Source organism: Pseudomonas migulae, from assembly GCF_024169315.1.
Lineage (GTDB): Bacteria > Pseudomonadota > Gammaproteobacteria > Pseudomonadales > Pseudomonadaceae > Aquipseudomonas > Aquipseudomonas migulae_B.
The window spans coordinates 6265486-6279877 of sequence record NZ_JALJWR010000001.1 but is presented as its reverse complement, the minus strand read 5'-3'; the positions used below and the strand labels follow the sequence as shown (position 1 = coordinate 6279877).

Annotated in this window: 13 protein-coding genes; 3 read left to right on the top strand and 10 right to left on the bottom strand. The window is 61.2% G+C overall.

What is annotated here, in order from left to right:
• Nucleotides 1-51 precede the first annotated feature (51 nt).
• The gene (locus J2Y86_RS28985) at nucleotides 52-948 is read right to left on the bottom strand and encodes a LysR family transcriptional regulator (RefSeq protein ID WP_253439520.1); all 897 of its coding nucleotides are present in this window, start codon (nucleotides 946-948) and stop codon (nucleotides 52-54) included.
• A 159-nt stretch (nucleotides 949-1107) separates the two neighbouring features.
• On the opposite strand from J2Y86_RS28985, the gene J2Y86_RS28980 reads away from it, so the two are divergent.
• Together J2Y86_RS28980 and J2Y86_RS28975 are read left to right on the top strand one after the other, a co-directional pair.
• Nucleotides 1108-2127: an alpha/beta hydrolase gene (locus tag J2Y86_RS28980; RefSeq protein ID WP_253439518.1), complete on the top strand. Its 1020-nt coding sequence runs from the start codon at nucleotides 1108-1110 to the stop codon at nucleotides 2125-2127.
• 169 nt (nucleotides 2128-2296) lie between these two features.
• On the top strand, nucleotides 2297-3733 hold the full coding sequence (locus J2Y86_RS28975; protein ID WP_253439516.1) for a mechanosensitive ion channel family protein: 1437 nt from the start codon (nucleotides 2297-2299) through the stop codon (nucleotides 3731-3733).
• 171 nt (nucleotides 3734-3904) lie between these two features.
• On the opposite strand, the gene ycaC is transcribed toward J2Y86_RS28975, so the two are convergent.
• From ycaC to J2Y86_RS28945, 6 genes are all read right to left on the bottom strand, one after another.
• Entirely contained in the window at nucleotides 3905-4531 is a 627-nt protein-coding gene (gene ycaC / locus J2Y86_RS28970) for an isochorismate family cysteine hydrolase YcaC (RefSeq protein ID WP_008032694.1), read from the bottom strand.
• A 70-nt stretch (nucleotides 4532-4601) separates the two neighbouring features.
• Complete coding sequence (locus tag J2Y86_RS28965; protein WP_253439514.1) at nucleotides 4602-6440, bottom strand: amidohydrolase; 1839 nt, start codon at nucleotides 6438-6440, stop codon at nucleotides 4602-4604.
• The gene (locus tag J2Y86_RS28960; protein WP_253439512.1) at nucleotides 6437-7027 is read right to left on the bottom strand and encodes an antibiotic biosynthesis monooxygenase; all 591 of its coding nucleotides are present in this window, start codon (nucleotides 7025-7027) and stop codon (nucleotides 6437-6439) included. Before J2Y86_RS28960 ends, J2Y86_RS28965 begins: the two co-directional genes overlap by 4 nt.
• Entirely contained in the window at nucleotides 7020-7436 is a 417-nt protein-coding gene (locus tag J2Y86_RS28955; RefSeq protein ID WP_253439510.1) for a DoxX family protein, read from the bottom strand. Before J2Y86_RS28955 ends, J2Y86_RS28960 begins: the two co-directional genes overlap by 8 nt.
• A 1109-nt stretch (nucleotides 7437-8545) precedes the next feature.
• Nucleotides 8546-9466 carry a LysR family transcriptional regulator gene (locus J2Y86_RS28950; RefSeq protein ID WP_253439508.1) on the bottom strand — a complete coding sequence of 307 codons (921 nt, stop codon included), beginning with the start codon at nucleotides 9464-9466 and terminating at the stop codon, nucleotides 8546-8548.
• Nucleotides 9467-9497: 31 nt separating this feature from the next.
• Nucleotides 9498-10481 carry an MBL fold metallo-hydrolase gene (locus J2Y86_RS28945; protein ID WP_253439506.1) on the bottom strand — a complete coding sequence of 328 codons (984 nt, stop codon included), beginning with the start codon at nucleotides 10479-10481 and terminating at the stop codon, nucleotides 9498-9500.
• A gap of 210 nt (nucleotides 10482-10691) precedes the next feature.
• Between J2Y86_RS28945 and J2Y86_RS28940 the strand changes: the two genes are divergently transcribed.
• Nucleotides 10692-11108, top strand: coding sequence for a helix-turn-helix domain-containing protein (locus J2Y86_RS28940; protein ID WP_253439504.1), 417 nt, complete (start codon nucleotides 10692-10694; stop codon nucleotides 11106-11108).
• Nucleotides 11109-11275: 167 nt separating this feature from the next.
• Here the strand turns inward: J2Y86_RS28940 and J2Y86_RS28935 are convergent, their stop codons facing one another.
• The 3 genes from J2Y86_RS28935 to J2Y86_RS28925 all read right to left on the bottom strand — a co-directional run bounded on the left by J2Y86_RS28935 (nucleotide 11276) and on the right by J2Y86_RS28925 (nucleotide 14222).
• Nucleotides 11276-12718, bottom strand: a complete 1443-nt coding sequence (locus J2Y86_RS28935; RefSeq protein WP_301308807.1) for a catalase — start codon at nucleotides 12716-12718, stop codon at nucleotides 11276-11278.
• A gap of 71 nt (nucleotides 12719-12789) precedes the next feature.
• A complete protein-coding gene (locus tag J2Y86_RS28930) occupies nucleotides 12790-13614 on the bottom strand; it encodes an alpha/beta fold hydrolase (protein WP_253439500.1) in 825 nt (274 codons plus the stop codon).
• A 32-nt stretch (nucleotides 13615-13646) separates the two neighbouring features.
• Nucleotides 13647-14222, bottom strand: coding sequence for a flavodoxin family protein (locus J2Y86_RS28925; protein WP_253439498.1), 576 nt, complete (start codon nucleotides 14220-14222; stop codon nucleotides 13647-13649).
• Between the last annotated feature and the right edge of the window lie 170 nt (nucleotides 14223-14392).

Genomic DNA, 14392 nt, shown 5'->3' with positions numbered 1-14392 from the left:
CAATCCCTGTGGGAGCGAGCAAGCCCGCTCCCACAAGGGACCGCGTGAAACCTACAGACCTCCTTCAGCCTGATCCAGCCGCTCGCGCAAAAACTCGATCAGCGCCTGCACCGGTCGCGAACTCTGGCGATGCTGCGGGTACACCGCCGATAACGTCAGCGGCTCGGGTCGGAAATCATCCAGGACCGGCACCAGTCGTCCGTCTTTCAACGCCGCCCCGACAATGAACGTCGGCAGATACGTAATCCCCATCCCCGCAATGGCCGCATCCTTGAGCAACTCCCCGTTATTCACGCGCATCCGCCCGGTGACGTTGACCGCCAGTGGCTTGCCCTGCCCTTCAAAACGCCATTGCACCTGACGCCCGTGGCCGTACGGCAGGCAGTCATGCGCGTGCAAGTCTTCAGGTTTGAGCGGCGTGCCACGCTCGGCCAGGTAAGCCGGGCTGGCGCAGTACACGCGCTGGATGGAGGCGATGCGTCGGGCGATCAGCGTCGAGTCTTCGAGGGTGCCGATGCGCAACGCCAGGTCGTAGCCCTCGCCGAGCAAATCCACCGGGCGATCGCTCAAATCCACTTCCACCGTGACATCGCGATAGCGCTGCAAGAACACCGGCAGCAGGCAGCCCAGGTGCGCCAGCGCAAACGATAACGGCGCACTCACGCGAATGGTGCCGCGCGGTTCGGTGGTCTGGCCGGCGATGCCCTGCTCCACTTGCTCGACCTCGCCGAGCAGGCGCAGCGCCGACTCGTAATAACTCTGGCCCAGCGGCGTGACGTCAAGCCGTCGTGTGGAACGGTTGAGCAGTCTCACGCCGAGGCGCTCTTCGAGTTGCATCAAGCGTCGGCTGACGAACTGCTTGGACAGGCCCAGTTGATCGGCCGCAGCGGTGAAGCTGCCGGAGTCCATCACCTGGCAAAAAATGCGCATATCTTCGAACGGGTTCATTGTCACGCCTTGGTTGACAGTCAAACGCTTTATAGCCGCTTTTTCCTTTTTCGGCATCCTATTAATCTGTGTCCACGGTGTTGCTGAGGCCTGAATCCCAGCGCAGCAGCAACCTGGCCCTTAGGTAAACGATCTCTAATTATTTAAAAGGATTTGCTCATGAACCTCGTCAAGAAAACCCTGACCGCTTCCCTCCTCGCCCTCGCCGTCGGCAACGCTTTTGCCGCGGGCAGCCCAGGTGTCGAACACAACACTCAAGCCTTCCTCGAAGCCCTCGCTGCCGGTGGCGGTAAACCACTTGAACAGTTGAGCCCGAAAGAGGCCCGTGCGGTGCTCACCGGCGCGCAAAACTCGGTGAAGGTTGATCTGTCGGGTGTGGACGTCAGCGACCGTGCAATCAAGGTCGATGGGCAAACCATTAACCTGAAGATCGTGCGTCCGTCCAAGGTCAAAGGTGAATTGCCGGTGTTCATGTTCTTCCACGGTGGCGGCTGGGTGCTGGGCGATTACCCGACTCACCAGCGCCTGATCCACGACCTGGTGGTCGGCTCTGGCGCTGTCGCAGTGTATGTCGATTACACGCCGTCGCCGGAAGCGCACTATCCGACGGCAATCAATCAGGCCTACGCCGCGACCCGTTGGGTGGCCGAGCATGGCAAGGACATCGGCGTCGATGGCAAGCGCCTCGCCGTGGCCGGCAACAGTGTCGGCGGCAACATGGCGGCGGTCGTGGCGTTGATGGCCAAGGAACAGAAAACCCCGGCGCTGCGCTTCCAGCTGTTGATGTGGCCGGTGACCAACGCGCAGTTCGACACCGGGTCGTACCAGCAATTTGCCGAGGGCCACTTCCTCACCAAAGGCATGATGAACTGGTTCTGGGACAACTACACCACCGACCAGGCCGAGCGTGCGCAGGTCCATGCCTCGCCGTTGCAGGCCAGTGCCGAACAGCTCAAGGGCTTGCCGGCAGCGTTGGTGCAAACCGCCGAGTTCGACGTATTGCGTGACGAAGGCGAAGCCTATGCCCGCCACCTCGATGCGGCCGGTGTTCCGGTGACAGCGGTGCGTTACAACGGCATGATCCATGACTTCGGCTTGCTGAACCCGCTGAGCCAGATTCCGGAAGTGAAGGCGGCGGTGCGTCAGGCAGCGCTGGAACTCAAGACTCACTTGAACTGAGTCCAAACGTTTCGCCACACAGAAATGTGTGGCGAAGTTGCCTTTCTGTAGGAGCACGGCTGGCCGGCGAAGGCGTCCTCAAGGACGACTTCGCCGGCCAGCCGTGCTCCTACAGAAAAGCAAAGCGATCCCACATGACAACAAAAAACCAGTCTCCCGGAGTTCTCCCATGTCCTTCATCTACGCCCACCTGCTCTCCTGGAGCGCCCTGCTGCTGGTAATCGACGCCGTGATCTGGCACCTCGCGCCATTCAAGCATCGCGTCACACGGGTCGGTGTGCGCCTGGCACTGTTCCTGATGTTCAGCGCGGTCATCATCAACGCCGGCGTCAGCCCCTTGCAGGCGCCGCTGTTTGCCGATGACCGCGTGGCGCAACTGGGTGCCACGGCACTGGGGATCCTCTGGTGGTTGTACGCCGCGCGTGTGCTCACCGAAGTCATCGGCCTAGTGCTGATGCGCCGCATCGGTCATAGCGGTCGCTTGCTGCAGGATGTCATCGGCGCACTGGTGTTTCTGATCGCCATCGTTGCGGCGGCCGGCTATGTGCTGGAGCTGCCGGTGAAAGGGTTGCTGGCGACGTCCGGCGTGGTGGCCATCGTTGTCGGCCTGGCGTTGCAAAGTACCCTGAGCGACGTGTTTTCCGGGATTGTGCTGAACACCACCAAGCCGTATCAGGTGGATGACTGGATCATGATCGACGGCGTCGAGGGCAAAGTGCTCGACATCGACTGGCGCGCCACGCACCTGCTGACCAGTGCCGGCAGTACCGCAGTGGTGCCGAACTCGGTAGCGGCCAAGGCAAAGATCGTCAACCTGAGCCGCCCCGGCAACATGCATGGCGTGTCGATCAGCATTCAAGTGCCCAACCACATTCGCCCGCGCCGGGTGCTCGATGCACTGGATCGCACGCTTCAGGGCAGCAGCAGTCTGCTGCTGAATCCCGCACCGAAAGCGGTGCTGAAAGAGGCCGGCGAAACCATGTCCGAATACGTGGCCAGCGGGTTCATCGCCGAACTGGGCAAGAAAAGCGAAGTGCGTAATCAACTGTTCGACCTGGCCCATCGGCACCTCGAAGCGGCCGGCATTTCTCGGCAGCTCGATGGCGTGATCGAACCGACAACCCGTGCACGGGCGTTGCTGGATGAAGTGAAAGTTTTCCGTTCCTTGAGCGAGGAGGAACGCGATCAGATGGCACAGTCGATGGTTGCTCAGCAATACGCGGCCGGTCAGGTGGTGCTGGAGTTGGGCGAAGTGCCGGACAGTCTGATGGTCATCGCCACGGGTGTGGTCAGCGCCACCGTTCCCGACGGCGCCGGGCAAACCGAGGCAGGTCGAATGGGGCCAAGCGAAGTGATGGGCGAACAGAGCATCCTCACCGATACGCCATCCCAGGCGACCTTCACCACGCTGACCTCGTGCATCATCTACCGGATCGATAAATCCCTGACCCGTCACTGCATGGAGCAACGGGTTGAAGTCGGTCGGGCGTTGAACAAGTTGCAGGCGGTACGGCAGCAGAACAGTCGGTTGGCGTTGCTGGCGAAACCGGTGCCGGTCAAGAAAGGCGGCTTCCTGAGTTGGCTGCAGAAACGCCAACAGGCCTGACCTTCGGGAACGTTCGCCTGTAGGAGCGAGGCTTGCCCGCGAAGAAGATCACGCGGTCCAACTGAAACACCTGGGCGCCTGGTTCGCGGGTAAGCCTCGCTCCTACAGAAACCTTGTTCGTCAGAAAAAAAATACCCGCACAGTGGCGGGTATTTTTTATGTCCGGTCGGCTTACTTCGAGGTGAGCACCGAATAGCTGTTCATCAGGTTGCGGTAGTTCGGAATGCGTGGCGACAGCAGGTTCGCCAGGCCTTCCATGTCGTTGCGCCAGTCGCCCTGCAGCTCGCACGCCACCGAGAACCAGTTGACCAGTTGTGCACCGGCCGCCGCCATGCGCGCCCAGGCTGCCTGTTGTACGGTTTCGTTGAAAGTACCCGAGGCGTCGGTCACCACGAACACTTCAAACCCTTCGGCCAGTGCGGACAGCGTCGGGAAGGTCACGCACACGTCAGTCACCACACCGGCGATGATCAGTTGCTTGCGGCCAGTGGCCTTGACGGCCTTGACGAAATCTTCGTTGTCCCAGGCGTTGATCTGGCCTGGACGCGGGATGTACGGCGCGTCCGGGAACTGCTCTTTCAATTCCGGCACCATCGGGCCGTTCGGGCCGTTTTCGAAGCTGGTGGTGAGGATAGTCGGCAGTTTGAAGAACTTGGCCACGTCACCCAGGGCCAGCACGTTGTTCTTGAATTCGTTCGGCGAGAAATCCTGGACCAGCGAGATCAGGCCGGTCTGGTGGTCGACCAACAGGACAACCGCATCGTCTTTATTCAGGCGTTTGTACGGAACGTTGCTCATGTGAAGCTCCTCGATGGATGGGTGTTACATAAGGCGCCGACACCGCGGCATCGGCGCTTTTTTGTGATCGTCAGAACGCGAAGCACGAGCAGCCAAAGGCACCCCAGAATCCCGCGAAATCGCTGACCGGCGCATTCGACAAACGCGCCTTTTCATGGCTATGGGAATGCACGCCGCACGGCCCGCTGCAATGGTGAACCTGCGTCTGCATCGGCGACGTCGGGCGCCAGTGACCCGGCACCTTCACCACCGGCGACCAGTCCGGCAGCACCGGCACACTGGCCGGCCCGAGTTTTTCGAAATCACCAGCGGCATACACCACCTTGCCGCCGACCACGGTCAACACCGATTCGATCCACTTGATCGCTTCTTCGTCGACGCTGAAAAAGTCCGCGCTCAGGGCCGCGACGTCCGCCAGCTGGCCGACCTTGATCATGCCTTTCTTGCCCTGCTCGGAAGAGAACCAGGCGCTGCCGTGGGTGAACAGTTCCAGCGCGGTTTGCCGGGACAGCCCCTCGGCGTGCAGCTCCAGACCGCCGACGGTGCGACCGCTGACCATCCAGTACAACGAGGTCCAGGGGTTGTAGCTGGACACTCGCGTAGCGTCGGTGCCCGCGCCGACCGGCACACCTTCGGCCAGCATGCGCTTGATCGGTGGCGTCGCTTCGGCCGCCTTGGCGCCGTAACGCTCGACGAAATACTCACCCTGAAACGCCATGCGATCCTGAATCGCAATGCCGCCGCCCAGCGCCCTCACCCGCTCGATGTTCTGCGGGGTGATGGTTTCGGCGTGGTCGAAAAACCACGGCAACCCGTTGAACGGAATATCGCGGTTAACCTTCTCGAACACATCGAGCATGCGACTGATGGATTCGTTGTACGTGGCGTGCAAACGGAACGGCCAGCGTTGCTCGACGAGGTGGCGGACCACCGGTTCCAACTCGTCTTCCATGGTTTGCGGCAGGTCCGGACGCGGTTCGAGGAAGTCTTCGAAATCCGCCGCCGAAAACACCAGCATTTCCCCGGCGCCGTTGTGCCGCAGGTAATCGTCGCCCTGGTGCAGGGTCACGCTGCTGGTCCAGTTCTTGAAGTCGGCCAGCTCTTCCTTGGGCTTCTGGGTGAACAGGTTGTAGGCGATGCGGATGGTCAGTTGCTGGTCTTTCGCCAACTGCTCGATCACCTGGTAATCGTCCGGATAATTCTGGAAACCGCCGCCGGCGTCGATGGCACTGGTCAGGCCGAGACGGTTGAGTTCGCGCATGAACTGACGGGTCGAGTTGACCTGATACTCCAGCGGCAGCTTCGGCCCTTTGGCCAGGGTCGAGTACAAAATCATCGCGTTCGGTCGCGCGACCAGCATGCCGGTCGGCTCACCGTTGGCATCGCGCACAATCTCGCCACCCGGCGGATTCGGCGTGTTACGGGTGTAACCGGCCACGCGCAACGCGGCGCGGTTGAGCAAGGCGCGGTCATACAGATGCAGCACGAACACCGGCGTATCCGGCGCGGCCTGGTTAAGTTCCTCGAGGGTCGGCATGCGCTTTTCGGCGAACTGGAATTCGTTCCAGCCACCGACCACGCGCACCCATTGCGGCGTTGGCGTGCGGTCGGCCTGATCCTTGAGCATGCGCAAGGCATCGGCCAGCGACGGCACGCCTTCCCAACGCAGTTCGAGGTTGTAGTTCAAACCGCCACGGATCAGGTGCAGGTGCGAGTCGTTGAGGCCGGGAATGACGCAACGGCCCTTGAGATCGATGACCTGAGTGCCGGAACCGCGCAGGGCCATGGCTTCGGCGTCAGTGCCGACCGCGACGAATCGGCCGTCGCTGATGGCTACGGCACTGGCGCGCGGGTTTTCACGGTCAACGGTATGAAATTGGCCATTGAATAGAATCAGATCGGCGTTCATCGCGTTTCCTTGGGCTGAGTGGAAGAGGACAGCCAAGGCGCGAACAACCGCGTCGCCATCGGCATGAACAGGTACACCACCGAAACGACGATGGTCAGCGTGATCAGGAACGTGGCGACCACGTAATTCGAGAGCAAAGCATTGAGCTGCAACAGCGGCCCCCAGATCAGCGGCACCAGCAAGGTGTGCGGCAGAATCACCAACAACGTCACCACGGCCTGCTTCCAGCGCGGCGGCGGTGAACTGGTGTCAGCCTGCGGGGCGAACCAGAACTCATTGACCGGATTGACCTCGGTCTGATCGCCGTCCGCCAGCATCGGTGTGGCTTCATTGACCAGTTGCAGCCGTTGCGGCGAATCGAGCCAGTGCTGCATCGACTCGGTGGAACAGAAGCGCAGCACGCAGGTGTAGAGGTCGAGGCCGGCGCTTTTGCCGCGAATCACGTCAACGCCCAAGTGCCCTTCCTGCTGCCCGGCGATGCTGACGATGTTGCGCAACCAGGCTTCATAGGCCACTTCAAAACCGGCCTTGACCCGATGCTTGATCACCAGGGTCACGACTTCCTCGAAACGATTGGATTCAGGCATAACGCAAAGCTCCGGCGAATCGGACATTGAGCGCCAGCCGTCCCGGCCCGGCGATAAGAATGCTGGTGAACAGAATCAACAGCAGCCAGCCGAACTGCCCTTCATCGAGACTCCATTGCGGATGCACCACCAGCAACGCGACCCACAGCAGACACAGAATCGGCAGGCACGCCAGACGCACCAACACCCCGAAAATGATCAGCAGAGGACACAACACCTCGGCAAAAATCGCCAGCATCAGCGTGACATTCGCGCCCAGGTGAAAAGGGTCTTCGATGACTTGCAGCTGAGCGCTGTAGTTAAGCAGCTTCGGCAGACCATGCACCCACAGCAGAAACAATCCACCGCTGACCCGCAAAAAAAACAGCCCGACGTCCTCAGCCCGTTCATTCCATCGCGAAGCGTTCATGGGATACCTGCACAAATGAAAAACCACCGGCGTCAGTGCGCCGGGACCTCGTTTGATAGTGCCGGTGTGGGAATGAGGAAAATTGAATGTACGTGCTCTTTTTGGATTGCCGTTGCTAATCCACCACCCACAGGGGCTGGAGGCATCTGCGGAGATTGGGGCGGCTGTCAGGTCGCTTTCGCTGGCAAGCCAGCTCCCACAGGGACCGAGGGCATCAGCGGGGTATGGGTCGGTTGGCAGGCCGCCATCGCGGGCAAGCCCAGCTCCCACAGGGATTTTGGTACATCCGCGAGAGCAGGTCGGTTGGTAGGCCGCCTTCGCTGGCAAGCCAGCTCCCACAGGGATTTTGGTACATCCGCGAGAAGAGGTCGGTTGGTAGGCCGCCTTCGCTGGCAAGCCAGCTTCCACAGGGACCGAGCGCATCAGCGGGTTATGGGTCGGCTGTCAGGCCGCCTTCGCGGGCAAGCCCAGCTCCCACAGGGATTTTGGTACATCCGCGAGAAGAGGTCGGCTGGCAGGCCGCCTTCGCTGGCAAGCCAGCTCCCACAGGGATTTTTGGTACATCCGCGAGAACAGGTCGGCTGTCAGGCCGCCTTCGCTGGCAAGCCAGCTCCCACAGGGATTTTGGTACATCCGCGAGAACAGGTCGGCCGGCAGGCCGCCTTCGCTGGCAAGCCAGCTCCCACAGGGATTTTGGTACATCCGCGAGAACAGGTCGGCCGGCAGGCCGCCATCACACGCAATGGATCGGCGTACCCCCACCAAACCACGAGGCCGAGCGTTAGCTCGCCTTGCGCTTTTGATTTTGATCTGCCCGCCCCTTCGGAAGGCTGAGTGGAGGTTCTGCGCAGTGGGCAACCCGGCATGGATGCCGGGTTAGCCGCGCACGGCCATGGATGGCCGATCGCGGCGGGCCCACGGAGCAGGACCGGAGCGAAGGAACGCCGAGCCTAAGCGAGGGGCCGGACGCTCGGGGCAAGACTTTTTGGTTCCTTTTGTGGCGTTTGACAAAAGGGACTCGCCGTAAGGGCGAAACCACCAGCCGCCGTTACCACAGAAATGGATATGTACACCTGCAAAGAACCTGGTCGGCCCAAAGGCCGCCACGTTCACCCCCCAATCGGCAAAGACCTCGACATAAACTCACTGATCCGGGACCGCAGCCACCGCTCCGCCGGATCATTGTCATGCACCCCACTCCAGGCCATCGACAACTGCGCCGCTTCAATCGGAAACGGCGGATCCTCGGCACGCAAGGCACACCCCTCAACCAACGCACACGCCGCATAATCCGGCACCGTGGCAATCATCTCGGTCCCGGCCAGCAACGCCCGCAACCCACTGAACTGCGGAACCCCCAGCACCACCCGCCGACTCCGCCCGATCTTGGCCAGATCCAGATCAATGTTGCCGCTCAAATCACCAGAGAACGACACCATCGCATGAGGCCGTTCGCAATACTCGTCGAGCGTCAGCGTCCCCGGCCGCTTGTCTCCGCGCAGCACCTTGCACGGAATGTCCCGCAACTTCTTGCACTTGGCATTCGCCGGCAAATCCGTGGTGTAACTCACCCCCACAGAAATCTCCCCCGACGCCAGCAACGCCGGCATCAGCAGATAGTTGGCGCGACGCACCACCACGACAATCCCCGGTGCCTCCTCCTGCAATTGCCGCAGCAACGGCGGAAACAAGCCAAACTCGGCATCGTCCGACAACCCGATGCGAAACACATCGCAGCTTGTCGTCGGATCGAATTCCTTCGCCCGGCTGACCGCCCCGGAAATGACATCCATTGCCGGCTGCAACTCCTTGAGAATCGCCAGCGCCCGCCCGGTCGGCTCCATGCCGCGACCATTGCGCAGCAACAACGGATCGTCGAACAGGTCCCGCAACCGTCCCAGCGCAGCACTCACCGCCGGTTGCCCCATGAACAGTTTTTCAGCGACGCGGGTCAGATTCTTTTCGAACATCAACGCCTCGAAAATCACCAACAGGTTCATGTCGACGCGACGCAGATCGTTACGGTTCATAGGCACGGTTTCCTTGGGAGGGCATCGGACTTTACTCGATCAGCGGGACTTTCGCCGCTCGTTTGTAGGGGCCGTATTCGACCGGCACCCACTGGAAGTGCTTGCCCTCTGCGGCGATGTGACCGATACCCGGAAACGGCAAATGCGCCGCCGTCACCCAGGTTTTACTCGCGGCGGCATCGCTGAAGACTTTGGCGCGGCTTTTGATCGCCTGCTGACTGTTGACGTCGAATCCGATCGAGACTTCGGGGTGCAAGAACTGCACCGCGAGGTTATGCACCAGATCGCCCATGAACAGGATGCTCTGCCCCTGAGAGGTGAAACGGTACGTGGTGCTGCCCGGCGTATGTCCGGCTTCCAGCGTGGCCTCGACACCCGGCACGGGCGACTGACCGGCGTCGAACGTTTTGAAGCGCCCTGCCGCGACATACGGTGCCGTCGAGTCCTGGGCAATTTTGAAATACGGTTTGGCACCCTCCGGCGCCTTGGCGAGGGCTTGAGGATCGAGCCAGTAATCGGCTTCTGCCTTCGCGGCGTAGACCGTGGCGTTGGCAAACACCTGTTTCTGCTGGCCGTCGACCAGTCCGCACACATGGTCCAGGTGCAGGTGCGTCAACAGGATCGTGTCGACCTGCGAAGGCTCGTAGCCGGCCGCTTTCATGTTGTGCGAGAGCATGCCCGCCGTCGCACCGATGCATTGACCGGCGCCGGTATCCACCAGGATCAGTTGCTTGCCGGTGTTGATCAGAAAGGCGTTGAACGCGGTCTGCACGCCCGGTGTTTCAATCGAGCGACGGGCCAGCAGCGCACGAATCTGGCTTTGGGTCATGCCCTTGAGCAGTTTGGGCGACAGGTCGTTGTAACCATCGAACAGTGCCGTCACCTCAAAATCGCCTACGGCCAATCGGAAGTAGCCAGGCACTTGCGAGCCGACTTGTGCCGGTGCCTGAGCCGAGGAAACACCGGACGCCAGCGCCACCGCCAGCCCCAACGCGCAAACCAGAGAATGTTTCATGCCTTAACCCTTGATCGAATCGCCAAAGCGGCCCTGCACAGGTCCGCCACATGCCATCAATCATGCAGGGCCCCGCCTCCTGAAAATTGCAGCAATGTGCTGAGTTGGCACGCGGGTCCTTAACTGCGAACAGACGAAATTAACAACGTTTAACTCGCACGGCAGAGCGCTCGCGCCCAAGAATGACGCTCACCGACACGGACATTTGTCATGGCTCATTCTCAGCAAAACGTCGCCTGCGCGACCGTCACTGAAACGCCAAAGAAAAACACGGGAGGCCTGACCCCGTGGCGTGAAAGCCTGGCCAAGCAACTGATCTTCGAACGTCTGGGTGAAACCATCGAAGTGACCGAACTGGCCCGCGCCTGCGCACTCTCACGCAGCCATTTCTCCCGCGCGTTCAAGTGCAGCACCGGCCTCTCGCCCCAGGACTGGATTCGCCACCAGCGCATCGCCCGCGCCAAGCAGCTGATCCAGAGCACCGACCTCAGCCTCACCCAGATCAGCCTCGAATGCGGCTTCTGTGATCAGGCGCATTTCTGCCACATCTTCACCCGCAGCGAAGGCATCAATCCGTTCGCGTGGCGTTGCCGCGCCGTGCGTTCCCTCCCCCGCATAAACCTGTAGGTGCCAGCTTGCGGACGATGGCGATTTCACTGGCGCCTTCGCCGGCAAGCCGTGCTCCTACGGGTTGGCTGGATGTCCGGCATTCACGGTTCACACAAAATCTGTAGGAGCACGGCTTGCCGGCGAAGGCGCCAGTGAAATCGCCATCGCGAGCAAGCCAGGACCGTTTAAACCAGCGGAACCAACCGTTCCAACGCCTCGGCCACGCCAAACCCGTATGCCGGATCAGCCTTGGTGCAATTGTCGATATGGCGCTGGCGAATCGCCTGCGGTACGCCATTCATGGCCCGCGCAGTGTTGTCGAACAGCAACTGTTTACGCACCGGGTCCAGCAAACGAAACAGATTGCCCGGCTGCTCGTAATGATCCTCTTCCAGCCGATGATCATAGTGCTGCGCAAAACCTTCCAGCGGCAGCGGCGGCTCGGCCAGTTCCGGCGAATCCTGCCACTCGCCGACGCTGTTCGGGAAATAACTGGCGGTGCCACCCAGGTTGCCATCGGTGCGCATGGCGCCGTCGCGATGGTAACTGTGGGCCGGGCAGCGCGGTGCGTTGACCGGAATGTGATTGAAGTTCACCCCCAAGCGATAGCGCTGGGCATCGCCGTAGGAAAACAGCCGCGCCTGGAGCATGCGGTCCGGCGAGAAGCTCACCCCCGGCACCAGGTTGGCAGGCGAGAACGCCGCCTGTTCGATTTCGGCGAAGTGGTTCTCGGCGTTGCGATTGAGCTCCATGATGCCCACTTCAATCAGTGGAAACTCGCCGTGCGGCCAAACCTTGGTCAGGTCGAACGGGTTGTGCCGGTAGTTGAGCGCCTGCTGTTCTTCCATCACCTGAATGCACAGTTTCCAGCGCGGAAAGTTGCCCTGCTCGATGACTTCGTACAAGTCCCGCAGATTGCTTTCGCGATCCTTGCCGACCACCGATTCTGCCTCGGCGTCCGAGAGGTTTTCGATGCCCTGCTGGCAGACAAAGTGAAACTTCACCCAAACCCGTTTGTTGTCGCGGTCGATCAGGCTGAAGGTGTGACTGCCGAAGCCGTGCATGTGGCGGAAGCTGGTGGGTATCCCGCGATCGCTCATCACGATGGTCACCTGGTGCAGCGCCTCGGGCAGCAGGGTCCAGAAATCCCAGTTGCTGGTGGCGTTGCGAAGGCCGGTGCGCGGGTCGCGCTTGACCACGTGGTTGAGGTCGGAGAAACGCAGCGGGTCGCGGAAGAAGAACACGGGCGTGTTGTTGCCGACAATGTCCCAGTTGCCTTCGTCGGTATAGAACTTCACCGCGAAGCCACGGATATCGCGTTCGGCATCCGCCGCGCCACGCTCGCCGGCCACCGAGGAAAAGCGCACGAACAGCGGTGTTTCCTTGCCCACGGCGCTGAAAATGCTCGCCTTGGTGTAGCGGCTGATGTCATGGGTGACGGTGAACGTGCCGTAGGCGCCCGCACCCTTGGCGTGCATACGTCGCTCCGGGATCAGTTCGCGGTCGAAGTGGGCGAGTTTTTCCAGCAACCAGATGTCTTGCAACAACGCCGGCCCACGAGGGCCGGCGGTCTGGATATTGAGGTTGTCGACCACCGGCGCGCCGGTGGCGTTGGTCAGCTTTTTCATGGTCATGTACTCGATAAATTCAGCTCATCAGGAGCAAAAGCGGCGCGGATCTACGCCCGCGCCGGTGAGCATCAACCCTTGAGAAACGCCAGCAGATCGGCGTTGAGCTGATCCTTGTGGGTGTCAGTCAAGCCATGGGGCGCGCCGGGGTAGACCTTCAGCGTAGAACCTTTCACCAGTTTTGCTGAGGCAATGCCGGCGGCTTCGATCGGCACCACCTGGTCCGCATCGCCGTGAACCACCAGGGTCGGCACGTCGAACTTCTTCAGGTCTTCGGTGAAGTCGGTTTCGGAGAACGCCTTGATGCAGTCATAGGCGTTCTTGTGGCCCGAGGTCATGCCCTGCATCCAGAACCAGTCGATCATGCCTTGCGACGGTTTGGCGTCCGGTTTGTTGAAGCCGAAGAACGGACCGCTGGCGAGGTCGATGTAGAGTTGCGAACGATCGACCAGGGAGGCCTGGCGAATGCCGTCAAACACTTCAATCGGCAAACCACCGGGGTTGGCTTCGGTCTTGAGCATCAGCGGCGGCACCGAGGAAATCAGCCCGGCCTTGGCCACGCGCCCGGTGCCGTGGCGACCGATGTAGCGCGCCACTTCGCCACCGCCGGTGGAGAAGCCGAACAGAACGACGTCTTTCAGGTCCAGCAACTCGATCAGTTGCGCCAGGTCATCGGCGTAGGTGTCCATGTCATTGCCGGTCCACGGCTGACTGGAACGGCCGTGGCCACGGCGGTCGTGCGCGATGACCCGATAGCCCTCGGAGGCGAGGAAGATCATCTGCGATTCCCAGCTGTCAGCGTTCAGCGGCCAGCCGTGGCTGAAGACGATGGGCTGACCGGTGCCCCAGTCCTTGTAGTAAATCTCGGTACCGTCTCGGGTCGTGAACGTACTCATGCGATATCTCCTTTGGTGAGTGTCGGGGTGAATCAAACCGGTGAGTGGCTCATGCGGTCAGCCAGCCGCGCCACGCGCTCGCCCAGGTGTGCGGCGGTGCAGCGGTCTTCGGCGGGCGGTGCGAATTCGGGGGACTGTTCGACATTCGATTGCGCCATGGCGCCCAGCGAGCTGCCGAGGCGGTTCAGTTGCCCGTCGAACACGCCGATGCCGGAGCGCGCGGGCAGCAGGTCGAGGCCGACCCAGATCATTGAATGCTGCGCGGCGAAGACCGCCATCTGCAGCAAGGTATTGAGTTTGTCGCCGCACAGGCAGCCGGAATTGGTGAAGCCGGCAGCCAGCTTGTCGCGCCAGGGCTGAGCCAGGTAGAACGCCGCCGTGGCTTCCATGAACCCCTTGAAGTGTGCCGAAGCGCTGCCCATGTAGGTCGGCGCGCCAAAGATGATCGCGTCGGCGTTGTGCAAGCGGTCCCACTGCTGGTCCACGTCCTCGACCGATATCAGCTGGCAAGTGCTGCCCAGGTGCCGTTCCACACCTTGGGCCACGGCTTCGGCCATGACCCGGGTGTGCCCGTAGCCACTGTGATAGACCACCACCACGTTGCTCATTCCGGCGTCGCTCCCTGTGTGTTCAATCCCTTTGCATCAATCCCACAGGTTTCAGGCTTTGCTGACCGGTGGGAGTTGAAGAGCCAGAGTTTTGGGCGTAGACCAGACGCAGCACGAGTTAAACGTTGTTAATTTTCCCTGGCGCGCCAAAAGCCCCGGCGACACCTTTG